The sequence below is a fragment of the Mycobacteroides sp. LB1 genome (assembly GCF_013449725.1).
Classification (GTDB): domain Bacteria; phylum Actinomycetota; class Actinomycetes; order Mycobacteriales; family Mycobacteriaceae; genus Mycobacterium.
This window is the reverse complement of the sequence record NZ_JACCFF010000002.1, coordinates 321,888-348,084: the sequence shown is the minus strand read 5'-3', so window position 1 is coordinate 348,084 and position 26,197 is coordinate 321,888. Positions and strand designations below refer to the sequence as shown.

General features: G+C 63.6%; 25 protein-coding genes, 1 tRNA gene and 1 pseudogene. 4 read left to right on the top strand and 23 right to left on the bottom strand.

All coding sequences use genetic code 11. From position 1 onward, the window contains the following. Positions 1–11: 11 nt before the first annotated feature. The 10 genes from MLB1_RS12410 to MLB1_RS12365 all read right to left on the bottom strand — a co-directional run bounded on the left by MLB1_RS12410 (position 12) and on the right by MLB1_RS12365 (position 9,541). Entirely contained in the window at positions 12–641 is a 630-nt protein-coding gene (locus MLB1_RS12410; RefSeq protein WP_180750367.1) for a TetR/AcrR family transcriptional regulator, read from the bottom strand. A gap of 83 nt (positions 642–724) precedes the next feature. Next, a complete protein-coding gene (locus MLB1_RS12405; protein ID WP_180750110.1) occupies positions 725–2,092 on the bottom strand; it encodes an AarF/UbiB family protein in 1,368 nt (455 codons plus the stop codon). Between the two features lie 113 nt (positions 2,093–2,205). Beyond that, on the bottom strand, positions 2,206–2,604 hold the full coding sequence (locus MLB1_RS12400; RefSeq protein WP_180750109.1) for a hypothetical protein: 399 nt from the start codon (positions 2,602–2,604) through the stop codon (positions 2,206–2,208). Positions 2,605–2,717: 113 nt separating this feature from the next. Next, positions 2,718–4,181, bottom strand: coding sequence for an FAD-binding protein (locus MLB1_RS12395; RefSeq protein WP_180750108.1), 1,464 nt, complete (start codon positions 4,179–4,181; stop codon positions 2,718–2,720). After that, positions 4,178–4,693, bottom strand: a complete 516-nt coding sequence (locus MLB1_RS12390; RefSeq protein ID WP_180750107.1) for a VOC family protein — start codon at positions 4,691–4,693, stop codon at positions 4,178–4,180. Before MLB1_RS12390 ends, MLB1_RS12395 begins: the two co-directional genes overlap by 4 nt. A 36-nt stretch (positions 4,694–4,729) precedes the next feature. Continuing rightward, positions 4,730–5,365: an SRPBCC family protein gene (locus MLB1_RS12385; RefSeq protein WP_180750106.1), complete on the bottom strand. Its 636-nt coding sequence runs from the start codon at positions 5,363–5,365 to the stop codon at positions 4,730–4,732. Next, complete coding sequence (locus MLB1_RS12380; RefSeq protein ID WP_180750105.1) at positions 5,362–5,718, bottom strand: metalloregulator ArsR/SmtB family transcription factor; 357 nt, start codon at positions 5,716–5,718, stop codon at positions 5,362–5,364. The genes MLB1_RS12385 and MLB1_RS12380 overlap by 4 nt, the downstream gene beginning before the upstream one ends. A 46-nt stretch (positions 5,719–5,764) precedes the next feature. Further along, a complete protein-coding gene (locus tag MLB1_RS12375) occupies positions 5,765–6,565 on the bottom strand; it encodes an APH(3'') family aminoglycoside O-phosphotransferase (RefSeq protein ID WP_180750366.1) in 801 nt (266 codons plus the stop codon). Continuing rightward, on the bottom strand, positions 6,550–7,119 hold the full coding sequence (locus MLB1_RS12370; protein WP_180750104.1) for a hypothetical protein: 570 nt from the start codon (positions 7,117–7,119) through the stop codon (positions 6,550–6,552). Before MLB1_RS12370 ends, MLB1_RS12375 begins: the two co-directional genes overlap by 16 nt. A gap of 247 nt (positions 7,120–7,366) precedes the next feature. Beyond that, positions 7,367–9,541 carry a glutamine synthetase III gene (locus MLB1_RS12365; protein ID WP_180750103.1) on the bottom strand — a complete coding sequence of 725 codons (2,175 nt, stop codon included), beginning with the start codon at positions 9,539–9,541 and terminating at the stop codon, positions 7,367–7,369. A 294-nt stretch (positions 9,542–9,835) separates the two neighbouring features. Between MLB1_RS12365 and MLB1_RS12360 the strand changes: the two genes are divergently transcribed. The 3 genes from MLB1_RS12360 to MLB1_RS12350 all read left to right on the top strand — a co-directional run bounded on the left by MLB1_RS12360 (position 9,836) and on the right by MLB1_RS12350 (position 13,499). After that, complete coding sequence (locus tag MLB1_RS12360) at positions 9,836–11,248, top strand: ammonium transporter (RefSeq protein WP_180750102.1); 1,413 nt, start codon at positions 9,836–9,838, stop codon at positions 11,246–11,248. Between the two features lie 5 nt (positions 11,249–11,253). After that, positions 11,254–11,592: a P-II family nitrogen regulator gene (locus MLB1_RS12355; RefSeq protein WP_180750101.1), complete on the top strand. Its 339-nt coding sequence runs from the start codon at positions 11,254–11,256 to the stop codon at positions 11,590–11,592. Positions 11,593–11,828: 236 nt separating this feature from the next. Then, on the top strand, positions 11,829–13,499 hold the full coding sequence (locus MLB1_RS12350; RefSeq protein WP_180750100.1) for a potassium channel protein: 1,671 nt from the start codon (positions 11,829–11,831) through the stop codon (positions 13,497–13,499). A gap of 146 nt (positions 13,500–13,645) precedes the next feature. Here the strand turns inward: MLB1_RS12350 and MLB1_RS12345 are convergent, their stop codons facing one another. Both MLB1_RS12345 and MLB1_RS12340 read right to left on the bottom strand, forming a co-directional pair. Beyond that, entirely contained in the window at positions 13,646–13,804 is a 159-nt protein-coding gene (locus MLB1_RS12345) for a hypothetical protein (RefSeq protein WP_180750099.1), read from the bottom strand. 70 nt (positions 13,805–13,874) lie between these two features. Beyond that, a tRNA-Pro gene (locus MLB1_RS12340) sits at positions 13,875–13,951 on the bottom strand. A gap of 162 nt (positions 13,952–14,113) precedes the next feature. Between MLB1_RS12340 and MLB1_RS12335 the strand changes: the two genes are divergently transcribed. Further along, complete coding sequence (locus MLB1_RS12335) at positions 14,114–15,478, top strand: HNH endonuclease signature motif containing protein (RefSeq protein ID WP_180750098.1); 1,365 nt, start codon at positions 14,114–14,116, stop codon at positions 15,476–15,478. A gap of 78 nt (positions 15,479–15,556) precedes the next feature. Here the strand turns inward: MLB1_RS12335 and MLB1_RS12330 are convergent, their stop codons facing one another. The 11 genes and pseudogenes from MLB1_RS12330 to MLB1_RS12280 all read right to left on the bottom strand — a co-directional run bounded on the left by MLB1_RS12330 (position 15,557) and on the right by MLB1_RS12280 (position 26,166). Next, positions 15,557–16,123, bottom strand: coding sequence for a LysM peptidoglycan-binding domain-containing protein (locus MLB1_RS12330; RefSeq protein ID WP_180750097.1), 567 nt, complete (start codon positions 16,121–16,123; stop codon positions 15,557–15,559). A 201-nt stretch (positions 16,124–16,324) separates the two neighbouring features. Continuing rightward, entirely contained in the window at positions 16,325–17,725 is a 1,401-nt protein-coding gene (gene der, locus MLB1_RS12325; RefSeq protein ID WP_180750096.1) for a ribosome biogenesis GTPase Der, read from the bottom strand. After that, entirely contained in the window at positions 17,722–18,393 is a 672-nt protein-coding gene (cmk, locus tag MLB1_RS12320; protein WP_180750365.1) for a (d)CMP kinase, read from the bottom strand. Before cmk ends, der begins: the two co-directional genes overlap by 4 nt. Before the next feature lie 41 nt (positions 18,394–18,434). Then, positions 18,435–19,178, bottom strand: coding sequence for a pseudouridine synthase (locus MLB1_RS12315; protein WP_180750095.1), 744 nt, complete (start codon positions 19,176–19,178; stop codon positions 18,435–18,437). A gap of 3 nt (positions 19,179–19,181) precedes the next feature. Continuing rightward, positions 19,182–19,913 (bottom strand): SMC-Scp complex subunit ScpB, encoded by a 732-nt coding sequence (scpB, locus tag MLB1_RS12310; RefSeq protein ID WP_180750094.1) that lies wholly within the window; start codon positions 19,911–19,913, stop codon positions 19,182–19,184. Beyond that, positions 19,910–20,788, bottom strand: coding sequence for a segregation/condensation protein A (locus MLB1_RS12305; protein ID WP_180750093.1), 879 nt, complete (start codon positions 20,786–20,788; stop codon positions 19,910–19,912). Before MLB1_RS12305 ends, scpB begins: the two co-directional genes overlap by 4 nt. Then, on the bottom strand, positions 20,785–21,654 hold the full coding sequence (locus MLB1_RS12300) for a ParA family protein (RefSeq protein WP_180750092.1): 870 nt from the start codon (positions 21,652–21,654) through the stop codon (positions 20,785–20,787). Before MLB1_RS12300 ends, MLB1_RS12305 begins: the two co-directional genes overlap by 4 nt. Before the next feature lie 116 nt (positions 21,655–21,770). Next, positions 21,771–22,718, bottom strand: a complete 948-nt coding sequence (gene xerD, locus MLB1_RS12295; protein ID WP_180750364.1) for a site-specific tyrosine recombinase XerD — start codon at positions 22,716–22,718, stop codon at positions 21,771–21,773. A gap of 38 nt (positions 22,719–22,756) precedes the next feature. Then, positions 22,757–23,401, bottom strand: a complete 645-nt coding sequence (locus MLB1_RS12290; protein WP_180750091.1) for an NUDIX hydrolase — start codon at positions 23,399–23,401, stop codon at positions 22,757–22,759. A gap of 7 nt (positions 23,402–23,408) precedes the next feature. Beyond that, positions 23,409–25,088, bottom strand: a pseudogene (locus tag MLB1_RS12285) (CTP synthase); the annotation flags it as partial. Positions 25,089–25,221: 133 nt separating this feature from the next. Then, entirely contained in the window at positions 25,222–26,166 is a 945-nt protein-coding gene (locus MLB1_RS12280; RefSeq protein ID WP_180750089.1) for a copper transporter, read from the bottom strand. Positions 26,167–26,197 lie beyond the last annotated feature (31 nt).

Genomic DNA, 26,197 nt, shown 5'->3' with positions numbered 1-26,197 from the left:
ACTTTGGGGATCTAGTCGGACAGGGTCAGCTTTCCGGTGTCCATCGTGCGCAACGCGGAGTCGAGCGGCGCACCGACCGTCGGTGACTCGACGATGGTCAACAGCATCGCCTTGGCGCGCGCCCAGCGTTGATCGCGGACCTCCTGCGGTGCGGTCATGCTGTTCACCAGTATTCCGCGAACAGCATCCATTGCGGTGAGGGTGACATTGCGGATCACGCGAACTTCCTCATCGGTCTGGCCCACCGACTGGCCCAGTGTCGAGAACTGCTGCATGACGATGAATTCGAATTGATCCATCTGCGCTGATAGTTCGGTGTCGGTGCGCGCGGCTATCCACAGCTCCATGGTGGCGATGAACATCGACCCCTGGTGCATCCGCCAGAGGGCGTCCAGGCAGCGGCTGACGAAGTCGGCGTCGCTTTCGCGGTCCAGGGCGATCAGCTCGGAGAGAATCTCCTGCCCCTGTTTGAACGCCAAGTGCCGCACCGATTCTCCGAGCAGCTCGGATTTCGATTGGAAATGGTGCACCAGCGCACCGCGCGTGACGCCGGCGCGTTGTGCCACCCGCGTGGTTGTCGTACCCGCGTATCCGTACTTGACCAGGCAGTCCACCGTGGCGTCCAGTAGCCGTCCACGCATCGCGGCGCTGCGCTCCTCCTGGGTTCGCCGTTCTCCGCGATGATTACGGGTGGTCGACTGTGCTGGACTACCAACGGTCCGTGTCATTCTCCGAGCCCGTCCTTGCTGTCGTTGATTTCTTCGCGGGCTTGCTGGTACTCCGATATCAAGGTGCCGAAGTAGGTGAGAATCTCCGGGTCCCCCACCGGCTGCCAGTCGGGCGCAAGTAGTTTGGTGTACCGCTCGACGTAGAGCAGCTGCTTGCCCACCAGGATGAACTCCTTGGGGAGGATGGCGTCGTGTTCGCGCCCCAATGCGGTGAGCTGCCGACCGATCGTGCCGTAAGAGATCTTGCCCAATGAGGTGCCCATGGGGCGAGTCACCTTTCGGAGCGACTCGGCAACCTTGGCGGGGTCGGCGCCGGGGTCGATGGCACCCAGTCTGATCAGCGTTCGCGCGGCCGACTCATCATCGGGTTCGATGATGAGGGCGCCGATCAGCTCGCGCAGTGTCTTGCGGGTCCGCTCATCGAGTCGGCCGACAATTCCGAAGTCCAGGAAGACAATTCGCCCTTCCGGGTCCACCATCAGGTTTCCGGCGTGGAGATCGCCATGGAAGGTGCCCGCGGCGAATGCCGAGTCGAAGAGGGTGAGCATCAGAGTCTTGACTACCGCGGGACCGTCGAATCCCGCCGCGCGGATCTCGTCCGCGTTGTCGATCCTGATGCCTTCCACGTATTCCATGGTGAGCACCTTGTCGGTGGACAGATCCGAATAAACTTGGGGTACGCGCACTTTCGGCGCGTACTTGGAGTCTGCCAGGCCCGCCGTCCAATCGCTCATGGCTTGGGCTTCCAAGGTGAAGTCGAGTTCCTCGGCGAGGTTGGCCTCGAAATCTTCCATCACCTCGTAGATGTTGGACATCCGACCCATTTCGGTGAGTTCGAGACCGCGGGCGATTTGTTTGAGGATCTGCAGATCGGCCGCGAGCCGGGTGCGGATCGCGGGGCGCTGGATCTTGACGACAACCGAGGTGCCGTCCTGCAGCGTTGCCTTGTGTACCTGGGCGATTGAGGCCGATGCGAACGGGACCGCGTCGAACGAGGCAAATACATCCTCGGGTGGTGCGCCGAGCTCGTCGGTGAGCATCGAACGGATGGTCTGCGGGTTCGCGGCGGGCACCTGATCGAGCAACGACCGGAACTCGGCGGAGAGGTCCTCGGGGAACATGCCCGGGGAGGACGCGATGAGCTGCCCGAACTTGACGTAGGCGGGTCCGAGCTCGGCGAATGACCGGCGCATCTCCCTGGCGACCACTTGGCGCAGGTCGCGCTCGCTGGGGCGTTGACTCAGGATCCGGGTACCGGCCTTGAGGAGTTGACCTGCGGTCGCGGCGAGCCGATCGAACTGGATCTCGGCGGAAACCGGATCGAGTTTGCGGGGCCGCCGGGGCTGATCGGAACCGTCGCTCACGGCGACTCCCTTCGTCGTACCTGGCCATCCAAGTCGTTCAACATTACCGACAAACTTGTATGTATGTTAATCGAACGCCGGCTGCGGCGGGCGATGACCAGCGAGGGAGCGTCTTATTTATGCAAGGCGCGTTCGACCTGGGCGATCCGGTCGTCGGCGAAGTCCAGCACGATCTTCGTCGGGTACAGCGCGACCTTGAGCACCCGAATCAAGGGGTCCACGACGCCGATGAGCGTTTCGAGGCTCGTCATCGTTCTGGCCAGCGTCGTAGTGGTTTCGGCCAGGTTGTTCAACGTGAGGTTTAGCGAATCCAGAGAGTCATCGAGGCGCTCCAGGCTCGAATCGAGGTGATCGAGCATGCCGCCGACCCGATCGGTGAGATCGTGCACCTGGACGGCCATCGACTCGATGCTTCCGACGGTGCCGTCGATGTTCAGAGCGACGTTGGCCAGCTTGCGGATCTTGCCGGTCGGCGCGGACCGATGCCCGTTGCTGGTATAGACCTCCGCCATTGGAGTCACCTTTCCGTTGCTGACAGCGTAGGCGACGGGTTTGTGGGGGTCGATGAGCTATCCCGCCACGTGGTCATTTGATGCTCTTTTGTGACGTAGCGCACAGGCGCTGCTCAATGTGCCGATGCATGCTGTGAGGCGTGCGATCCGGCCCGTCGGCCGAAGAACGAGGCTTCGCCGAGCCGGGTTCCACTGCTGTAGCCCTTGCCGTCCTGAGCAATGTTCGACGCGCTGGCGCCCGCCGCATAGAGGCCGGATATCGCCTGCCCGGATTCGGTAAGGACACATCCGTCGGAGTCAGTGCGGAGCCCGCCGAGTGTGAACCCCGCGTAGATCGCCTTACCAAGGGTGAGGTCGAATGCGCCCCACGGCCCGGTTCCCTGCGGTGCAAGGTATTTCGGGTACTTGTGAAAGTCGGGGTCCTCTCCCCTGGCGGCGTGCTCGTTGTATCGCTGCAGCGTCTTCTCCAGATTGCCGGCCGGGATGCCCAGGGCTTTCTCCATTTCAGCCACGGTCTCCCAGCCGTCGATGAATGGTGTCAACGGCAGCGTCGGGCGATCCATATGTTCGGAATCGACGATCAGATAGGCGGCACTCTCGGGCTGGTCCATCACGAACCCGGAGGTTCGCGAGTGGTAGGAGTCCTCGGCGACGAACCGTTCACCGTTCTTGTTGACGATGATTCCGGTGAGCAGGCCCGAGGGCGGGTACACCGGTGCGGTCACGAAGATCTGATTCATGTTGCGGGTGTCCGCACCCGCGGACACCCCGAGCCTGATGCCGAGTCCGTCGTCATAGGTGCTCCCCAGCACGAAGGGCTTCTCGGCGAGCTTGGGGGTGTATTCGGCCACCATGGCGGGGTTCATCACGAATCCACCCGCCGCGATGATCACCGACTTGGCCCGTATCGCACCGGTTTCGGAGAAGCGCTTCCACGTGGCACCGACGACTGCGCCCTGCTCGTCGAGGATGAGCGCGGTGGCGCCGGTCTCGTAGCGGATGGGAACGCCGAGCTCGCCGGCACGCTGGGCGAGTAGTTCCACCACCATGCCTGCGCCGCCGGTATCTCCGGGCCTGGGGACCTTGTGACCGCGGGGTGCGGGGACTGCTTCATCGCGGTACGGCCAGACCAGCTCGTTACCCGTGAACATCAGCCCTTCGGTATTGGGCTGGATGACGGCCTTCTCCGGGTAGAAGCTGCGCTCGAACTGAAATCCCAGTGCCTCAAGCCAATTGAAATGCTCGACGCTCCCGTCGCAGTACAGCCGGATCTTCTCTGGATCGGGGTCGGGCGATACCGCTATGAGGTACTTGTACATCTCGTCGGCGCTGTCTGCGTGCCCGGTGGCCTCCTGCACCGCAGTGCCGCCGCCGAGGTAGAAGTGCCCGCCGGCCATCGCGGTGGTACCGCCCGCGGCGGCGGCACGTTCGAGCGCGAACACCTGCGCACCGGATTCGGCAGCCGAGACGGCGGCGCACCCGCCTCCCATGCCGAAGCCGATGACGAGCACGTCTACGTCATCCGACCACTCGGTGATGTCTTGGACCGCCACGGTTTCCGGTATCGCTGTCGTCATGCCTGCTCACTCTTGATGTAGTCGTAGAACGCCCGTATCTCGGGCGGGACGAAGGCCAGTTCCATATACGGCAAGGCGGCCGTGGGCGCCGACAGGTAGGCAAAGCGCATGCCACCGGGCATCACACCGTCCTGAATCACCTCCATGCCGTGTGCCTTGGCATGGTCGAGCGCGGCGTCAAGGTCGGGTGGTTCCACGCACACGTGGTGCAACCCTGTGGGATTGCGATCCAGGTACTCGGTGTAAATGCTCGTCCCGCTGACCGGGAGGATCAGTTCGAGCTGCATGTCGTCGAGATAGCTCAGCGCGATGGTCGCGGTGAAATCAGCAGGTGTGCCACGGTAGGTGCAACTGTCCGGGCCGAAGTGCACATCTGGTATTCGCGTCCATTTCTTGACCCCGAATACGGTGCTAAGCATGCCTTCGGTGGCATCGAGATCGTCAGTAACCCAAGCAATTTGGGTAACGGGTCCAAATCCAGGTACATCCGGCGACACTGCCGATGTGGTCATGGGCCGATAGTAGCGTCCGCTGTGGCGTGCGCCACGTCAGCCCGCGGTATAGGCCTCCGTGGTGCGATCGGCCATGCGGCGGGCTTGCGCTGGATCCATACCCGAGGCGATCGCGGCCTCGTACCACCGCTCGCTGGAGCCCGCCATGAAGGCGCGCCCCTCATCGCTGGCCGCCCACGCCATACCCTCCTCGGGGGTAATGCGGTCTTCGGGCGACGCGAGATATCCGGCCAGCCCGAGAAGTCCGGAATCCCAACCGACTCCGACGGCACCCGGCCCGAACTGCAGCCAGTGTTCGTCGTCATCGCTGATATCGGATATGTGTTCGAGGGTGAAAGTGGCCCGGTCGCCGGATTCCGGTGTGATCGTCACCTCGATCCAGCTCATGCCGCCGCATTCCCATGTCGCCGTGAACGAATGAGGTGCATCGCAGGTCAGTACTGTGCCAGAAGCGTTACCTTCCAACGAATAATGTCCACCCAGGCGCAAGTCTCCCGCGATCGGCAGGAACCAGCGCGGGATGCGCTCGAGGCTGGTACAGGCATCCCAGAGGTCCTCTGCGTCGGTGTCATAGGTCTGACTGACCGTCACGACGCGTGCCGCGCGGGCCTCGAATGTCTTGGTGCCCAGGGTGCGGCGGACGGAGTTGAGCTGGTGCTGAACATCGATCATGTGGCGTTCTCCTTCTGGGTGTCAGTGGTCCGGCGTTGCCGCTTGCCACGGGCGATCTCGGTGGCCAATGCGTCCAAGTGTGGTGTCCAGTTGCTACGGAAGGTGTCGAGCCAGCGGTCCACCTCGCGCAGCGGAGCGGTATCAACGCTGTACAAGCGGCGGGTCCCCTCGGCACGTACGAGGGCAAAGCCGTTGTTGCGCAATACCTTGAGATGCTGCGACACGGCCGGTTGGCTGATCAAGAACTCTGATCGGATCACGTCGGTGATGGCGCCGGAGGACATCTCCCCCTTGTGGATCAGTTCCAGAATGCGCCGGCGCACCGGGTCTCCGAGTATGTCGAAGGCATGCACGTTCGCATATTAAAAGGAATGAATTATATAAGTCAAGAGTGAAATACTAACCCCAGGTCAGCGGGTCGAGCTGCAGGTAAAAGCCCAGACGCTCGGGATCGGCCCGTGTTCCATAGACCTGCTCGAATCGCGCATGAGCGTTGGCGGCGCGGGTGTCTTCGGGCCAGGTTTCTCGGGAGTTGGCGAACAAGAGCGCGAGATCGGCGTGCCGGTCGGCGAGCCCGAGCCTGCCGAGGTCGATGAAACCGGCTACCGAGAAGTCCTTCGGCGCGATGACGATGTTCGGCAGGCACAGATCCCCGTGACACACCACCACATCGGATTGTTCCTGGCCGAGGCGTTCGGGCAGAGTGCTTTCCACCCGCGCCAGGAGGTCACGCGCCGGAACCGAACGATCCGCGTCCGGCAGGAAGTCCGGGTTGACGGCTTCACGAGCTACCACGGCGCGCGCCATGGCCATCATCGCGCCCAGGGTTCGCGTGAAAGGGCAGCCGGACGTCGGCAGCGCATGCAGCCGCCGCACCGCGTCCGCGATAGCGGGCCAGGCTTTGTCGAGATCGTCCGCATCGAGCTGGTCGGCGGAGATGCCCTGAACGGCCGAGGTCACCAATACCGGACCGTTCGGCCCCGTTGACCAGTCGAGCACCGTGGGGCTCGGGATGTGTTGAGCGCTTAACCATTCGATCCGGTCGCGCTCCGCCTGAAGGTCCGTCTCAAGGTCCGCCAGAAGGTTGACGCTTCCCGTTTTCGCATAACGAGCGCCGTCGGGTGACCGGTAGACCACGGCGCCGGACTCCCCCGTCGTGACGGACTCCCAGGCCGAGAGGTCGATCAAACGCCCGTCCAGGCCGAATCGAGTCGGTGTGCGACGTCAATTGTGCGCGCCGCCATGGCCTTGGGGTTGTCAACCTCGTTGGCGACGTACTTGGCGATGAACCGGCTGATCAGCTGGTCAACCCCCGCCAAGATGCGCAGCAGCTCCCCACGGATGGTGGTCGAGGACACATCCACCGTGATATCCGAGGGTCCGGGCGGCGCGACGTCGATGATCAGCTGCAGCGGCGCGGCGGCGCGGGCGGTGGCCTTCAAGTTGATATTGCCCGCGACCTTGAAACGGCTCTTGTCGAGCTTCAGGTCGATCAGCAAATCGATGGCCAGCGGCACCTGGATATCGAAGGTGATGATGTCGCCCGCGTTCCGGGTGACGATCGGGTCCTGGATCTGGACTTTTGCGGTCACCTTCGCGATCTTTCCCGGCCCTTGAGCCATGGGGCCGACCTCGAACGGTTCGCCGGCGATCGACGCGACCGCGGCCCTCACCCGGGCTTCGCTGACGGCTATCTCGAAGAACGCCCGACCGAACTCCTCGTAAGAGAGGTACTGATGGCTATCCGTGCCCATGATGAGAACTACGTTCTCATGGACCGGCGCCGAAGTGTTAACTGCCGGCGCCTCCGTGTGTCGAGAATCGTGTGCCTTGAGCTGCGGCAACCGCCGTCGCTTCCACAGCAAATAGGTGACAGTGGTTACAGGGCCTAATCAGGTATTCATGCTTTGCGCCGTGGCCATGCTCAAGCAGTAGATCGTGTCGAGCCAGAAATCTCCGACAAGCTCGCGGAACACCTTCCTTCGACCGAGACTCCACCCGCTACAGGATGTAGAGCAGTTCCTGGTAGGTCGGCAGCGGCCACAGATCGTCGGCCACTATTCCCTCAAGCACATCAGCAGCCGCGCGCACCGCATCCATTCCGGGCAGCAGGCTCTTCGCATGCTCTGCCTCCTCCAGCGCGCTGGTCGCGGAATCACTCTCGATTCCCTTCCGTAGATCGGCAAGCGCGTTGACCAGATCGGAGATCGGAGCTGACACGTCCTCCAGCAATGTGGTGCTGGGTTCCATCCCGGCGGCCTTCAGCGCAGCGACATTCTGTGCGAGCTCGGTCTGGTAGCGCAGTGCCGCGGGCAGCACCACGGTCGAACCCAGCTCCAAGGACAGCTTCGCCTCGACATGAATGGTCAGCGCGTACTGCTCAAGACTGATCTCGTATCGGCTGTGCATCTCGCGATCGTTGAAGACCTTGTACTTATCGAACAGCTCAAGTGCATCCGGCTTGATCAGCTCAGGCAGCGCGTCCAATGTGGTCTTCAGATTCGGCAGACCACGAACGGCAGCCTCGCTCTGCCACTCGTCCGAATACCCGTCTCCGTTGAACACCACCGCACCGTGTTCGGTGATGATGTCGGTGAGGAGCTGCTGAACGGCCTTGTCGAAGTCGGTGCCGTCGGCGACCTCCTTCTCCAGGATGGTCGCAATGTAGTCCAGCGAATCGGCCATGATGGTGTTGATCGTGACCATCGGTGCCGCCACGGTCTGCATCGAGCCTGGTGCGCGGAATTCGAAGCGGTTGCCGGTGAAGGCGAACGGGCTGGTGCGGTTGCGGTCGCCCGGATCGGTAGGCAGGACCGGCAGCGTGTCGACGCCGATGATCATGCTGCCCTTGCCCTTTGATGATGTCGCCGCGCCCTTGGCGATCTGCTCGAACACGTCGGCCAGCTGGTCCCCGAGGAAGATCGAGATAATGGCCGGCGGGGCCTCGTTCGCGCCGAGGCGGTGATCGTTGGTGGCTGAGGCCACTGAGACCCGAAGCAGGCCGCCGAACTTGTGCACGGCGCGGATCACCGCGGCGCAGAAGACCAGGAACTGGGCGTTCTCGTGCGGGGTATCCCCCGGCACCAACAGACTGCCGAACTGCGAGTTGCCCAGCGAGAAGTTGACGTGCTTGCCCGAACCGTTGACACCGGCGAAGGGTTTCTCGTGGAACAGGCACTCCATGCCGTGCTTCTTGGCGATCGTCTTGAACGTCGTCATGAGCAGCTGTTGGTGGTCGGAGGCGATGTTGGCGCGCTCGAACATCGGAGCGATCTCGAACTGGCCGGGGGCGACCTCGTTGTGTCGGGTCTTGGCCGGGATACCGAGCTTGAACAGCTCACGTTCGGTATCCATCATAAAACCGAGAACGCGCTCGGGCACCGCACCGAAATAGTGGTCGTCGAACTCCTGGCCCTTCGGGGGCTTTGCGCCGAACAGCGTGCGACCGGCGTTGATCAGGTCGGGGCGGGCCAGGAAGAAGTGGCGATCCACCAGGAAGTACTCCTGCTCAGGACCGCAGAACGACACGATGTGGTCGAAATTGCTGTGGCCGAACAGTTTCAGGATGCGCTCGGCGTGCTCGCCCATCGCCTGCTGGCTGCGCAGCAGCGGGGTCTTGTGGTCCAGCGCCTCACCGGTCATCGACACGAACACGGTTGGGATACACAGCGTGTTGCCATTGGGATTTTCGAGGATGTAGGCGGGGCTGGTGACGTCCCAGCCGGTGTAGCCGCGAGCCTCGAAGGTATTGCGCAAGCCGCCGCTGGGAAAACTGGAGGCATCCGGTTCGCCCTGGATTAGAGTCTTGCCCGCGAACTCAGCCAGCGTCGCACCGTCGCTGACCGGCTCGAGGAAGCTGTCATGCTTCTCGGCGGTCAGACCGGTAAGCGGGTAGAAGACGTGGGCGTAGTGCGTTGCGCCCTTCTCAAGTGCCCAGTCCTTCATCGCTGAGGCGACGGCGTCAGCCACGGCCGGGTCCAGCTTGGCGCCCTTTTCGATAGTGGCGGTTACGGATTTGAAGACGGACTTGGGGAGGCGCTGTTGCATGACAGCCTTGCTGAAGACGTTCGCGCCGAACACTTCACCCGGCTCTTCGCCGACCACAAAGCTGATCGCTGGAGGCACATAGGCCTCGACATTATTGATTGCCTGCAGACGGACAGCATTTCCGCTCAATTGAGTTCCTATCGCTATGAGGGGCCCGCAGCCGATTCGTGGCCGACGAACGTGGCTACGTTAGAGACGACCGATATCCGGCATGTTTCCCGCACATCAACAGCAGAATGCCGAGCAGCGGAACGCCACCGGCGTGCTGTTCCAATTTCGGCTCACGCTGATTGCTTCACGGAGATGCAACACGCCCGCGCCGTGTTCGACACATCTGCTGCGCATTGTTCTGGCCGCGGCTCTTACGCCGTACGCCCCTGAGATCAGTCGAGAGGAATGCCGCTAGTGGATGGTTTCCCAGTAATGGGTGTCCCGAATACCGGGGACACCGCGTGGATGTTGGCCAGCGCTGCGCTGGTACTGCTGATGACACCCGGTCTGGCCTTTTTCTACGGCGGCATGGTCCGTGCGAAGAACGTGCTCAACATGATCATGATGAGCATCAGCGCGATGGGCCTGGTCACGGTGCTTTGGGTGCTCTACGGGTACTCGTTGGCGTTCGGGAATGACGTATCCAACTTGTTCGGTAATCCGACGCAGTTCTTCGGGTTGAAGGGCCTTATCGGCGGTAACGGTGCTGATGCGGTGGCTGCGGATCCGGCCGGTGGTGTTGATGCGGTGGCCGCGGTGCAGGTGCCGTTGGTGGGCACCATCCCGGCGACGGTGTTTGTGGCGTTCCAGCTGATGTTCGCGATCATCACGGTGGCTCTGATCTCAGGTGCGGTGGCGGATCGGTTGAAGTTCGGATCCTGGCTGCTGTTCTCGGGGTTGTGGGTCACGGTGGTGTATTTCCCGGTCGCGCACTGGGTGTTCGCGTTCGATAAGGCATCGGCTGAACACGGTGGCTGGATCGCCAATAAACTTCTTGCAATCGACTTCGCCGGTGGTACCGCGGTGCATATCAATGCCGGTACCGCGGGTTTGGTGTTGGCGCTGATTTTGGGTAAGCGCAAGGGTTGGCCGGGTACCCCGATGCGGCCGCATAATCTGCCGTTCGTGATGTTGGGTGCCGGGCTGCTGTGGTTCGGTTGGTATGGGTTTAACGCCGGATCGGCAACCAGCGCTAATGGTTTGGCCGGAGCCACGTTCGTGACGACCACGGTGGCCACGGCGGCGGCGATGCTGGGCTGGCTGCTTACCGAACGTATCCGTGATGGGCATGCGACCTCGTTGGGTGCGGCCTCGGGGATCGTGGCCGGTCTGGTGGCTATCACGCCGTCGTGTTCTTCGGTCAATGTTGTTGGCGCCCTTGCCATCGGCACCATCGCAGGCATCGTGTGTGCGTTGGCGGTGGGTTTGAAGTACAAGCTGGGATTTGATGACTCGCTCGATGTGGTGGGCGTGCATCTGGTCGGTGGCATCATCGGTACGTTGTTGATCGGGTTGTTCCTTGCACCCGGTACCGGGGCGGCGGGCACCACCGGGGTCAAACTTGGCTTGTTCTATGGCGGCGGACTAGAACAGTTGGGCCGTCAAGCCATTGGCGCCGGGGCGGTCCTGCTCTATTCGGCGATAGGCACCGCTATCGTTGCCTTTATCGTGAAGTACACCATTGGCCTGCGCATCAGCGACGAGGGAGAGGCGGCTGGCGCCGACGAATCCCAACACGCTGAAGGCGCATACGATTTCGTCGCGCTCGGCGTCGGATCAGTTATAGGGAATTCCGGAGTCTCCCACTCAGAGGGACGCCCCCTCATCTCCAACAGAGAGGCATGAGGGACATGAAACTCGTCACCGCGATCGTCAAACCATTCACCCTCGAGGACATCAAGACGCAACTCGAACAAACCGGCAATCCCAGCATGACGGTCAGCGAGGTGCAGGGCTACGGCCGGCAAAAGGGCCACACCGAGGTGTACCGCGGCGCCGAGTACCAGGTCGACTTCGTCCCGAAGGTCAAGATCGAGGTCCTTGTCGACGACAGTGCCGTCGACAAGGTGGTGGAGATCATCGTGACCGCCGCACGCACCGGCAAGATCGGCGACGGCAAGGTATGGGTGAGCCCCGTCGAGTCTGTGGTGCGGGTGCGCACCGGCGAACAGGGCGCCGAGGCCCTCTAGTATTTCTTCTAACACCCGATGGACATCCGGGCGGCTGGACAATGGCCGCACAGTAGACAGATGGTGTTTCGGCTCAATTGATTTCGTCTGAATGCAGCTCTTCGCGTTGTTTGGCGTGTACAGCGGGTGTAGCACGGATAGCCGTGCGTTCCGGCTTAGCATCCTCGGCCGCAAGATAATTCCGAATTTGCGGTCCGGAGTGTGAAGCTGCCTTCTACGCGCTAACGTCATCAAGAGTGGAGAGACATACCATCGTCTACGGCAAGGACGCGCTAGCGATCCGGATCGCCGAAGAACTCTGGACCGCCGGTGTTGCCGTCGCCGCTTTAGACAGTGTTGACGGTCTGGGCGCGGTGGGGATAGCGGGTGCCGCCGCGATTGTGTGCGCCGGGTCCGATGATGCGCAAAACCTCGAAATTGCGCTGCTGGCAAGACAACTCAACCCGACAGTGCGCGTTGTTACCCGTATGGTCAACGACGTACTTCGCGAGGCCGTCGCGGTGGACGGCGGGCCGGGTGCGGTGCTCGGTGTCGCCGACCTCGCCGCTCCGTCGGTAGTGGAGGCGTGCCTGCGCCGTACCACCCACACCATCTCAGCGGCCGGCACCGACTTCATCATTTCCGGTACTGATGCACCGCGCGACGGCACGTTACGCGAGTTGTACGGCGACCTCGCTCCGGTCGCCGTTGTGCACGGGCACAGCTCGCCCACACCCGACCAGGTGGTGGCGTGTCCCGGACGAGACTTGCAGGTGCGCCGCGGAGACTGGACAGCCATGATCGGAACCGTCGAGGAGATTGCCGCCCAGGGAATTACGCCAACGTCGGGCACGGCACCTTCCCGGTGGCGGCGCTCGCGAGTGTCACGGTTACTGCTCGGGATACGGGCATTCCGGGAGGATATGAATCCGATCTTTTTCCGCGCGCTGGGGACCGCGATGGCGTTGTTGGCCGGGGCTACAGTGCTACTGCGGTACACGTATCAGCGGCCTGGGATGAGTTACGTGGACGCGCTGTACTTTTCGACCGAAACCATCGCGACTGTGGGCTATGGGGATTTCAGTTTCGCTAACCAGCCGACCTGGCTGAGGTTATTCAGCATCTTCCTGATGTTCGCTGGGATCGCGACGACGGCGGTGGTCATGGCATTCGTCGTGGACCTGCTGTTATCGCAGCGCATCGCCCAGAACTCGGGACGGCGCAAGGTTCGGAACCTCACCAACCATGTGATCGTGGTTGGCCTCGGGTCATTCGGCATCCGGGTGGCCCAAGATTTGAAGGCCGCCGGGCACGATGTCGCCGTGATCGAACAGTCCGAGAACAACAGGTATCTGGCGACTGTCGCCAATCTGGGGATCCCGGTGATATTCGGCGATGCGAGCCTGCCGCAGACATGGGATGCAGCACAGATCGACGAGGCGCAGGCGGTTGCGGTGCTCACCCACGACGATATGGTCAATATCGAGACGGGCATCGTGTTGCGGAACCGGTTGGGCGCCAGATGGTCCGATGTCCCCGTGGTGCTGCGGATCTTCGACCGCAATCTGGGCACTGCGGTGGCTCAGCGGTTCGGGTTCGGCAACGTCCGCTCGACCGTCGATCTTGCGGCGCCATGGTTTATCGGTGCTGCGATGGGGCTGCACGTGCTGAGCACCTTCTCGGTCGGTCGGCAATCCTTCACCGTTGGTGGGGTCTTCGTGGAGGCGGACAGTGAGCTGGACGGCATGCGGATGGCCGATTTATCCACGCAAACAAGGGTTATCGCGATCAACCGGAGTGGCGGGCCAATTCGGTTGCGCCCCCGTCGAGAAACGCAGCTAGCTGCCGGGGATACCGCCTACATCGTTGGACCGTATCGTGAGCTGCTGGAGACGCTTCGGAAGGGGCGTGCGGCCAGCGCCGCGTGAGGGACCGGTCTCACCGGTGCGTTTCGGGAGAGACCGGCCCGCTTTTGGACCGACACCGCGGTAGGCCGGCCTTCCTGCGACGCCGGACTTGTGTTCGCATCCGAGTTCGGTACTCCAGTCGATCCCCGGAACATCTTGCGGACGATTCAGATCGCGGCGGAGAAGGCAGGCATGACGGGATCGGCGTTCCCACGTTCCGGCACTCTGCTGCGGTCGCTTGGCTCGAGGCCGGTGTCGGTATCAAGGCTGTCGCTGATCTGCTCGGGCGAACGGTCCCCGGCAACATGTCCGTGAGACGTTGCCATCCACGCTCCTCCGGGTAGCAGAAAAGGCGGTCCGGATTTCTCCGAAACCGCCCCTCAACTGCAAGAACTCTGGTCGGGCTGACAGGATTTGAACCTGCGACCACTTGACCCCCAGTCAAGTGCGCTACCAAGCTGCGCCACAGCCCGCCGCCGTTGTTAACGGCAGACGGAAGCCTACCGTAGGTCTAGTCAGATCCCGAACTCGGTTTCGGTGCCGCGACGACGGTTCTTCGAAATCACTTGTGTCACAACAAAATCATCCGCAACATTTGGCGGTTACTTGTCGGAGTGGCGACCTACTATTCGAACATGAGTTCGATAATCGACGTTGACGCAGATCAGGTCCTTGCCGGGCTCGCCTCCGCTGTCGATGCGCTGCAGGCAATCGATGCTCAGACGCTCACGCAATATGACCGCCTCGTCGTTCTTCGCGACGTAGAGACGCTTATGCGACGAATTCCCGCGGCCACACATTCGATCGTCAACGAGCTTGTGGTCGAGCATGTTCCGGGGCGATTCGGTGGCGCCAATCTGGCGGATGTGCTGGCCGACGCCCTGCTGATCACCCGTTCGGACGCGCGCAGGCGCATGCGGGATGCCGCGGAGTTGGCTCCGAGTGCCGCCCTAAGCGGCGAACCGATCGAACCGGTGCTCGCGGCTACCGCCGCGGCGCAGCGTGCGGGCACTGCCGGGCACGATCACATTGCGGTCATTCGCCAGTTCTGGGACCGGCTCCCCCGTGCCGTCGATATGGAGACCCGGGTGGCCGCTGAGAAGCAGCTTGCCGAGCTCGCGGGAACGCTCCGGCCGGATGAGCTCCGCAAGGCTGCGGACAGGCTCCTGGCGTATCTCGACCCCGACGGCGGCCTCACCGAAGATGCCGACCGCGCCCGACGGCGCGGGTTCCGCATGGGGCGCCAAGGCGCGGACCTCATGACGCCCGGGACATTCGACCTCGACCCGGAGCTGCGCTCCTATCTTGACGCGATCTTCGCAAAGTACGCCGCGCCGGGTGCGGGTAACCCGGACGATGAAACACCCTGTGTGGATGATGATCCCGATGTTGACGCAGCGAAACGCGATACGAGATCCGTCGCGCAACGTCAGCATGATGCCCTCAAGGCGGTCTGCCGGTCCGCATTGTCTTCGGGTGGGCTTGGGCACCATCGCGGGCTGCCGGTGACGGCGGTAGTCACCATGACGCTGCGGGAGCTCGAGGCGGGCGCGGGAGTGGTGGTGACCGGCGGTGGCTCGCTGTTGCCGATACCGGATCTCATTCGGATGGCAAGCCACGCTCACCACTATCTGGCGATCTTCGATGACGACGGCCGTGCGCTCCATCTCGGGCGCACGAAACGGATCGCCACCGAGGATCAGCGAATTGTGTTGACCGCCAAGGACCGTGGCTGCACCTATCCGGGGTGCGACCGGCCCGCGTATCACTGCCAGGTGCACCACATGAACGAGTGGGCGGTCGGCGGCAAGACCGATATCGACGATCTCACGCTTGGCTGCGAAGAGCATCACAAACTGCTAGGGACCGAGGATTGCCACTGGCAGGCCGTTCGTGGCCCAGACGGCCGAACGTGGTGGATCCCGCCGGCACACGTCGATCCGTCCCGCATTCCGCGCGCCAACCGGTTCCACCACCCCGACGGCTATCTGCGGGAGTAGAACGACATCGGCCCCGCCGGGGGTTAACCCGACGGGGCCGATGGGGCCAAGAGGCTTAGAACTGCCAGGCCGGAGTGGTTACTCCGGGACGGTCAGCACCTGACCCGGCTGGATCAGGTCGGGGTTGGAGATCCCGCTTGCATCCGCGATCTTCTGGTACTGGTTGCCGTCGCCGTAGAAACGCTCGGAGATGGCCCACAGAGTGTCACCCGAGACCACGGTGTAGGTGCGGGGCTCCGGGGCGGGAGCCGGCGTCTCAACGGCTGCGGGAGCAACCTCGACAGACTCGGCAGCGGGAGCGGCCGGGGTGTCGGTCTGGGTGCCCGAAGACCAGACGGAGTCCGCGCCTGCGTAGAGAACCAGGTTGCGGTCGTCCTGCAGAACCAGCTTCACGTCGGAGCGACCCTCGGTGTTGCTGCTCCACAGCGCGCCACCACCGTTGTCGTAGACGACGAAGTTGCCGTCGCCCTGTACCTCTGCGTGGCCAGCGGTGTGTCCACTGGTGTCTGAGGCCCAAACGGGGCTACCGCCGTCGTTCAGGACCAGGTTGCCGTCGTCCTGCAGAGTCAGCGAGTACGCGCCGTTGTTCGACGTGAGGCTTTGACCGGCTTCCAGCTTCTGGCCTCCGGTAAGTGTGTCCGCCACTGTGTTGCGCCTTTCGGTAGGTGGTTTTGGTACCGCCGCAGGATGGTAGACGGTTAAACCAGCCTAGGTCGGCAAACCGGAAAAGTGGGCGATTCGGATCGGGTAGATCTCAACGTGAACGCGAATATTCGGTGAACAGAGCCTGAGAGGGCAATGTGCATGAGGTCTTTTGGCTTGTGCCCGTTGCTATCTCATTGACAGTTAGCGTTTGGGTCCGCGCTTCTCGCGCATCCGAATGTTGATCCGGATGGGAGTTCCGTCAAAACCGAAACTTTCGCGCAACCTGCGTTCTAGGAAACGCCGGTATCCCGCTTCGAGGAAACCGGTGGTAAATAGCACGAATGTGGGTGGTCGGGAGGTGGCCTGCGTCGCGAACAACACTCGCGGCTGTTTCCCGCCACGCACCGGGGGTGGCGTCGCGGCAACCACTTCCTTGACCCAGGTATTCAGCTGACCGGTGGAAATCCGTCTATCCCATGATTGCAGCGCAGCCTCTAAGGCTGGCACGAGCTTCTGCACGGCGCGCCCGCTCTTGGCCGAGATATTCACGCGTTGTGCCCATTTCAGCTGTGAAAGCTGAAGGTCTACTTCACGTTCAAGGAGGTCGAGACGGTCTTCGTCAACCAAGTCCCATTTGTTGAACACGAGCACCAATGCACGTCCGGTCTCGATCACCATGGACAGCACCCGTTGGTCCTGCTCGGTGATGGGCTGCGATCCGTCGAGGAGAACGATCGCGACCTCGGCGGCCTCGATGGCTCCATGGGTCCGTAGTGAGGCGTAGTACTCGTGACCGGAGGCTTGCCCCACCTTGCGACGCAGTCCCGCCGTATCGATGAAACGCCAAGTCTTGCCGCCGAGTTCGATCAATGTGTCCACCGGGTCGACGGTGGTCCCCGCGGTCTCGTGCACCACCGCGCGTTGGTCTCCGGAGAGTCGATTGAGTAGAGAGCTCTTGCCCACGTTGGGTTTTCCGACGAGCGCCACGCGGCGGGGGCCGCCCTCGGCGGATCCCCGCGCGGAAACCTTGGGCAGGTCGGCAACGACGCGGTCGAGCAGATCCGCCACGCCGCGACCGTGCATCGCGCTGATCGCCATGGGCTCCCCCAGTCCCAGCGACCACAGTGTGGCGGCGTCGGCCTCGGCGCGGTCGCTGTCAACCTTGTTGGCCGCCAGGAAGACTGGCTTACCGGAGCGGCGCAGCAGCTTGGCCGCGTCTTCGTCGGTGGAGGTTGCACCAACTGTGGCATCTACCACCAGGATGATCAGGTCGGCAGTCAACATCGCGTGGCGCGCCTGTTCGGCGACGAGCTGCTGCAGGCCGGTCGCATCGGCTTCCCACCCGCCAGTGTCCTGCACGGTGAAGCGGTGATCCAGCCACTGGGCGTCATAGGAAACTCGGTCGCGGGTCACCCCGGGGATGTCCTGGACGACGGCTTCGCGCCGCCCGATGATCCGGTTCACCAATGTCGACTTGCCGACATTCGGTCGACCGACCACGGCCACCACCGCGGGCGGTGCCGACGGCTCTTCTGATTCCTCACCGTCTTCGAATTCGGTCAGTTCCCAATCATTTTCGTCAACCCATGTGCCATCGGTCATCGTGATACCCCTGCTCTGCTCTGGACCAGTTCCAGCAGGTGGGCCACCACTTGGTCCTGCGTCATCTCGCTGGTGTCGATTTCTACCGCGTCCTCGGCCGGGCGTAATGGCGACACCGCCCGCGTGGAGTCCAAGTGGTCGCGGCGTTGGACGTCGGCCAGGACCCGGTCGTATTCGTCGGCCTTGCCGTCGGAAACGTTCTGCGCATTGCGGCGCCGTGCCCGTGCCTGTGCCGATGCGGTCAGGTAGATCTTCACGTCGGCCTCCGGCAGTACCACGGTGCCGATATCGCGGCCCTCGACAACGACCGCTTCGGGACCTTCGGCCAGCTCGCGCTGCCGCTGTACCAGGCGCTCGCGCACCGCGGGCACCGCTGAGACCGCCGAGACCGAGCCGGTCACCTCCGTGCCGCGGATGGGCACCGAAACATCCTCGTCGGCAAGCAGAGCCGTCTCCACATCGGGATCGGAGCCGACGGACATCGGAACCTGTTCGGTTGCCGCCGCAATGGCCTCAGGGTCGGTGAGGTCGACGCCGGCGCGCAGCACCCAGAGCGTGACGATCCGGTACATCGCACCGGTATCCAGGTATGCGGCACCGAGTTGCCGCGCCAATTCCTTGGCTACCGACGACTTGCCGGTGCCGGACGGGCCGTCAATGGCGACCACAACACGGGTCGGTACGCGATGTTCTTCGCGCGAGTCGCTCGTCACAGTCCCACCGCTTTGTACAGCGAGCCGATCTCGTCACGGCCGAGGGCGCGCAGGCTCCCCGGGCGCTGATCGCCCAGCGTTACTTCGCCAATCTTGGTGCGCACCAATTCCAATACCGGATGGCCGACGGCGTCGAACATGCGTCGCACGATTCGGTTGCGACCCTCGTGGAGAGTCACCTGAAGCATCGTTCTGCCGCCTATTTCCCCGCCGAACTTGAAGTCGTCCACCTTGACGGGCCCGTCGTCCAGGGTCACACCCGCCCGCAGCCGTTTGCCCAGGCCCCGCGGGACGGTTCCCGCCACGGTTGCCACGTAGGTCTTGGGCACCTCGAACGACGGGTGCATGAGCCGATGCGTCAGCTCTCCGTCATTGGTCAACAGGATCAGTCCCACGGTGTCGGCGTCCAGGCGTCCCACGTTGCGGACGCCCTGATTCTTGCGGACGCGCTCCTCGATCAGCTTCCCGATGCACGGGCGCCCCTGCTCGTCGGACATCGTCGACAGCATGCCGAAGGGCTTGTTGAGGGCCAGATACACCAGCTCGGAGTTCATCACCACGCGCACACCGTCGACGCGAACCACGCTGGTTGCCGGGTCGATTCGCCTGCCCTGTTCGGTGACGATCTTGCCGTCCACCTCGACGCGGCCCTCGTAGATCATCCGCTCAGCTACCCGGCGTGACGCAATTCCCGCTTGCGACAACACCTTTTGTAGCCGAATGCCTTCTTCTTCGCTCATTGGTCAGTCCTGATCCACAGTAAAGGCGGGCGCTGCAACAGTGGCAGGCGCGCGGTTCAGCCGCGCGAATCGCGGTTCTTCAGCCAGATTCTGCGACAGGTCGTCGATGACGTCGATATCCGGAAGTAGCGGTGCGATATCGGGAAGGTCCGACAGCGAGGTCAGCCCGAGGCGCTCGAGGAACAGCTCGGTGGTGCGGAACATCACAGCGCCGGAATCGTCGTCCGTACCCGCCTCCGCGATCAGCCCGCGCATCAGCAGAGTCCGCATGACGGCGTCGACGTTGACACCACGCACAGCGCTGACGCGCGACCTCGTCACGGGCTGCCGATAGGCCACCACGGCCAGCGTCTCCAGTGCGGCGCGGGTCAGCTTGGAACGTGCTCCGTCAAGCAGCAGCTTCTCGACGTACGGGGCGTACTGGGCGCGCGTATACATCCGCCAGCCATCGGCACTCTCGCGCAGGTCGATACCGCTGGCGCGGTCGGTCAGAATCTCGGAAACCCGTTGCAGCGCTTCGGTTACGCGATCGAGCGGCTGGGAAACCAGAGAAGCCAGGGTCGGGGCGTTGATGGGTGTATCCACCACGAGCAGCAGCGCTTCGAGGGTGCTGGTCAGTTCGTCATCGGACATCGGGACGAATTCGTCCTCGCGACGCTCTTCACCGGAATCGACGGGGTCGTCGAGCTCGGTGGACTCCCCTGACCCCTCGACCGAGGTCGTCTGCTCGCTCATGTGTAGTCCACTGCCTTTTCCAGATCATCCTGCGCCGGACGCTCACCGGTCCACGAAACTTGGAGCGGTCCAAGCGGTTCAGATTGCTCGAATAGTACCGCCTTGGACCGGTACAACTCGAGCACGCCCAGGAAGCGGGCAACGATCTCGATGGGCGCCGAGCATTCGGCCACCAGCTCGGTGAACGTCATCCACTGTCCTGCACCACGTCCGGAGAGTAATTCGACCATCCGTTTGGCGTGTTCGGGCACCGAGACGCGCTGTACATGCAGGTGTCCCAGCCCCACCGTCGGCACCGGCCGGGGCGTGAACGCGCCCGCCGCGAGCTCAGCGAACTGTGCCCCGTCCAAGCCGAGGTGGACCGGCGGCAGCAGCTCACTGAACCGCTCTTCCAGCGCCACCGCACGCGGATACGACCGCAAGGCAGCGGCCTCCAGTTCGGCGAACATCTCGGCCACATGCTTGAAGGCCCGGTACTGCAGCAAGCGAGCGAACAGCAGGTCGCGGATCTCCAGGAAGGCCAGATCGTCGTTGTCCTCGACCTGGCCGGAGGGCAGCAGGCGGGCGGCCTTGAGGTCCAACAATGTGGCCGCCACCACCAGGAACGCGGTGACCTCATCCAGGCTGTACGTATCGCCCAGCGACTTGGTGTAGGCGATGAACTCGTCTGTCACCCGATGCAACGCCACCTCGGTGACGTCGAGCCGGTGCTGCGAAATCAGTTGCAGCAGAAGGTCGAAAGGACCCTCGAAGTTCGAGAGCCGAATCCGGAAGCCACGAGTATCGGCATCAGGTTCCGGAGCCGCGGAGTCGGCGACGACGGGATCTGTGTGGGTCTCGGCGACGTCTGGCTCCTGGTCCAAACCAATCGTCACGATTCGAACCGGGCGATTACCTCGCGGGCCAACGAGATGTACGCCAGCGCGCCGGAGGACTTGGGCGCCCAGGTGGTGATCGGCTCCCCCGCCACGCTGGTCTCCGGGAAGCGGACGGTGCGGGTGATGACGGTGTGGAAGACCTGATCGCCGAACACCTCGATGACCCGGGCCATCACCTCACGTGCGTGCAGGGTGCGGGCATCGAACATGGTGATGACGATTCCGGACACCGACAGTTTCGGGTTGAGCCGGTCGCGCACCTTGGCGACGGTGTCGGTCAGCAACGCCAGCCCGCGCAGCGAGAAAAATGCGCATTCCATTGGGATGACCACGCCCTCGGCGCAAGCCAACGCATTCACGGTCAACAGACCCAGCGACGGCTGACAGTCGATGAGCACGTAGTCGTAGCGGTCGAGCACCGGATGCAGCGCGCGAGCCAGTGAGTGTTCCCTGCCCACCTCGTTGACCAGCTGAATCTCGGCCGCAGAGAGGTCGATGTTGCTCGGGATCAGGTCCAGTCCCTCGACGCGGGTGCGCATGAGGACCTCGTCCACCGACACCCTGGGCTCCACCAGCAGGTTGTGCACGGTGGTCTCCAGCTCGTGGTGCGCGATTCCCAAACCGGCCGACAGGGCCCCCTGCGGGTCAAGGTCAACAAGCAGGACCCGTCGGCCGTACCCAGCCAACGCGGCACCCAGATTGATAGTCGACGTGGTCTTACCCACCCCGCCCTTCTGGTTGCACATGGCGATGACCTTGGCTAGCCCATGGCTGGTCAGCGGCTTTGGTTCGGGAATGTCTTTGTGAGGACGCCCGGTGAGATCAAGGTCGGTGTCTTCGGCGGGAAGATCCTCGTCCGTCACGTCACCTCCCGATCCACCGTTGATCCTCTTCGCGCAAGCGGCTCATCGGCCAGCATTCGGGCAAGTCTAGTGGGGTTGCGGCGTCTGGTAGCGGCAACCCGCGCATGCGATCGCTACTACCGGGCACGGGGATGCGCACCGGCCCACACTTCGCGCAGCGAACTCACCGTCACCAGGGTGTAGATCTGCGTGGTCGTCACCGAGGCATGGCCAAGTAACTCCTGGACGACGCGGACATCGGCACCGCCCTCGAGAAGGTGCGTTGCAAAGGAATGCCGCAGGGTGTGCGGGGACACCGCCGCGCTGATCTTCGCGCGCTCGGCGGCATCGGCGAGCACCTGCCAGGCACTCTGGCGAGACAATCGCCCGCCCCGAGAGTTCAAGAACAGCGCGGGAACGCCACCTCGTCCTCTTCGTGCCAGGTCGGGACGGCCACGCACCAGATATGCCTGGAGCGCTTCCACCGCGGGCCGCCCGACCGGGACCAGCCGCTGCTTACCGCCCTTGCCCCAGAGCAGGGCCGAGCGGGCGTGGACGTCGACGTCGTCGACATCGAGCCCCACGGCCTCGGAGATGCGGGCACCGGTCGAATACAGGAGCTCCAGCAGTGCGCGGTTGCGGAGATCGAGAGGGCCGTCGGCAGCGCTGCCGGGACCACCGCCGGCGGCGACCAGCAGTGCCTCCACCTGGTCGACGGTCAAGCTCTTGGGCAGCCGTCGGTTAGGAGTGGGCGGTTTCACGGCGCGGGCGACATCCGTCGGCACCAGACCCTCGACGGCTGCGAAGCGGTGCAGTCCGCGGACGGCGATCAGCGCGCGGGCGGCCGAGGATGCGGACAGCTCGGGCACGCCGTTATCGGGGTCACCCCTGCGCAGTGTCACGACGAAATCGCTGACATCGGGTTCGGAGACGTCCGCCAGTCGGCTGATCTTGCGTTCGGCGAGATGCTGTTGATAGCGGCGCAGGTCACGACGGTATGAGCTGAGGGTGTTGGCGGCGACGCCGCGTTCCACGTCCAGGTGATCCAGATAGGACTGGATCTCGCCATCGAGGAGCCCAGCGATGAGCCTCTCGGGCGAAGAGCCGGGGGCCAGAGCCGGAGTCACGTCTTGCTCTTGCGTTGTGTGAATGCTGTCGGTCGGTCTGGCCAAGGGGCGTCGGAGGGGCGCGAGTGGTGGCCCTCGAGTGCGACGTGTGCGGCCAGAATGCCCGCCGCGGCAATGGCATTCACCACATCACCGGTGAGCACCATGGAGACCGCCTCAGGCAGCGGCAGCCAGTGCACCGTCATATCGGCCTCTTCGTCATGGCTTTCACCGCGGCCCGGATGCGACAGTCCCGTCGCCAGGAACACCCTGACCACCTCGTCGGTGAACCCGGGCGAAGCGGCGGCATCCACGAGCACCCGCCAGGTGGTGGCTTCGACTCCGGCCTCCTCCAGCAGCTCCCGTGCGGCCGCCTGCTGGACGTCCTCGCCCGCGATATCCAACAGCCCCGCGGGCAGCTCCCACAGTCGGTGTCCGAGCGGATGGCGGTACTGATGCACCAGCGCGATCCGACCGTTCTCGTCGATGGCGGCGACAGCCACCGCCCCATAGTGTTCGACGACCTCCCGGATCGCACTGCCGCCGCCGGGCATCGCAACACGGTCACGGCGTAGCGCCAAAATGCCGCCCAGGTAGATGGGCTCGGACTCCAGGGTGACGAACTCGTGGCGTTCGCCCTCCCCGGAAGCCCCGTCACTCACTGTCGGGGTCCAACGGAAGACGTTCGGCTGCCTTGTATTCCATTGCGGCACGGATGAATGCGACGAACAACGGGTGCGGACGGGTCGGACGGCTCTTGAGTTCCGGGTGAGCCTGGGTGGCCACCGCGAAGGGGTGGATATCTCGCGGATATTCCACGAACTCCACCAGATGTCCGTCGGGCGATGTTCCGGAGAACCGGAGGCCGCTCTCGGAGATCTTGTCGCGGTAGGGGTTGTTCACCTCGTAGCGATGCCGGTGCCGTTCGGACACCTCCGTCGTTCCGTAGGCCTCGGCGACGATTGAGCCGGCCTCCAGGACGGCGGGATAGGCGCCGAGACGCATCGTTCCGCCGAGATCCGCCTCGCCGGCCACCGCCCGCACCTGATCGGCCATGGTGGCGATTACCGGGCTCGGGGTGTCGGGATCGAACTCGGCCGAGTTGGCATCTGCGAGACCCGCCGAGCGCGCCGCCTCGATCACCATGCACTGCAACCCCAGGCATAGGCCCAGCATCGGGAGGCGCCGCTTACGGGCGTACCGGATGGCGCCGAGCTTGCCTTCGATGCCTCGGATGCCGAAACCGCCGGGGATCAGTACCCCGTCGGTGTCCCCGAGCGCGGCCTGCGCACCGGCCTCGGTCTCACAGTCGTCCGACGGCACCCATTTGATGTCGACCTTGGTGTGGTGCCGGAAGCCTCCGGCCCGCAGCGCCTCGGTGACCGACAGGTAGGCGTCGGGCAGGTCGATGTACTTGCCCACCAGGGCGATGCGCACCGACTCGCTGGGTTCGTGGACTCGTTGCAGCAGATCGCCCCATTCCGTCCAATCGACGTCGCGGAACGGCAGATTGAGCCGGCGCACCACATACGCGTCGAGCTCCTCGCGATGCAGCACCTTGGGGATGTCGTAGATGGACGGAGCGTCCGGTGTGGAGATGACTCCGTCGATATCGACGTCGCACATGAGCGCGATCTTGTTCTTGAGCGGCTCTGGGACATCGCGATCACAGCGCAGGATCAGGGCATCGGGGGTGATACCGATACTGCGCAGCGCGGCGACGGAGTGTTGAGTGGGCTTGGTCTTGAGTTCACCGGACGGGCCTAGGTACGGCACGAGCGAGACGTGCAGGAAAAAGACGTTGTCGCGACCGACGTCATGGCGGATCTGGCGCGCCGCTTCCAGGAAGGGTTGCGATTCGATGTCGCCGACGGTGCCGCCGATCTCGGTGATGACGATGTCAGGCCGTTGTCCCTTTTCGTTGGGTTCGGCCATCGCCAGGATGCGACGCTTGATCTCATCGGTGATATGCGGAATCACCTGGACGGTGTCGCCGAGATACTCGCCACGCCGTTCCTTGGCAATGACCGCCGAATAGACCTGTCCGGTAGTGACATTCGCAAATCCGGAGAGGTTGCGGTCCAGGAAGCGCTCGTAATGCCCGACGTCGAGATCGGTCTCGGCCCCGTCCTCGGTGACGAACACCTCACCGTGCTGGAACGGGTTCATGGTGCCCGGATCCACGTTGAGGTACGGATCGAGTTTCTGCATGGTCACTTGCAAACCGCGCGAGGTGAGGAGTTGCCCCAGGCTGGAGGCGGTCAGACCCTTGCCCAGCGAGGAGGCGACTCCGCCGCTGACAAAGAGATGCTTGGTAGCGGTTTGAGGATGCTTGCGTAGAGCTGGCAAGAAGACTCCCGTGACGACTGCGCAGGGCAATTCTTGATTGCTCGGGGCCCTGCTGACCCACGGAACCTCACCCTAACAAAGACGCCGACAGCCGGCACTGAACACGCCGCGCAGTGTGAGCTTGATCCGTGTTTTACGGCACCGTGATGGCGGTAGCACCGGGGCCCAGTCCGTACCGGCCCGAGTGGCCGTCGGACTGTTCACGCAGCGCGAGGACGGTGGTGACGCGCCCCGACGCCATCTCGATATCGTCGACCGTGCTGGCCGCCGAGGCCATGGATCCGTCGGCCCGGGTGACCGCGATCGACGCGATACCGCTGGCTGATCCGCTGCGTCCGGCCAGCACGGTGCCGGAGCCGCGCCGGTCCAGTGCGGCAGCGAAGCGCGCGACGGTCGAGCCCTTGTTCCCGGCGTCGTCGGGCAGTGCTCCCCCGGTCACGACCACCGCGAGATTCCCCGCCGACACCTGCCCATCGGTGTAGGTGATGAATCCGCTTTGACGCAGCGCCGACAGCGCGGTGTCCCGCTGCATATCGGTTACCGGCGGTGCCGGCTCTTCTGGACGGTTCGGTGCGATCTGCAGCACGATGCCCACCAGGTCACCCGCCTGCGATCCCTGGTCGACGGCATCGGTGCGCAGCTGCGTTCCGGCGGGCAGGATCGATGAATTCACGATGGTGCGCAGCCGTTCGCCCTGGTTGGCGTCGGTGAACTGATCCGTCAATCCGATCCGGCCCGATACAGCCCCGCCTGCCGTGGAGATCAGTTGTGCGATCCCCTCCACGTCCGAGCGGTCGGCCTCGGGGGTGGTGATCAGGACCACCTTGCGATCGTTCAGGGCGCCGGAGAGCATGCGAGGTGCCATGGTGGCATCGAAATTGCTTGCCGCGTTGAGTTTCTCATTGAGCGCGTTCTTGTCTTGATTCAGATCCTCGATCTGCCGCTGCTGGCTGCGTTTGTCCTCACGCAGGCCCGAGAGCAGGGTGTCGTTGAGCAGGCCGGAGCCGAGTACAACGCCTATCGCGAGGGCGAGGAACACCGCGGCTAGGGATATTGCGTGCTGGCGCAGGGTAATCACGTGTGGTCCCTTATGGAATGTGGCGGGCTCG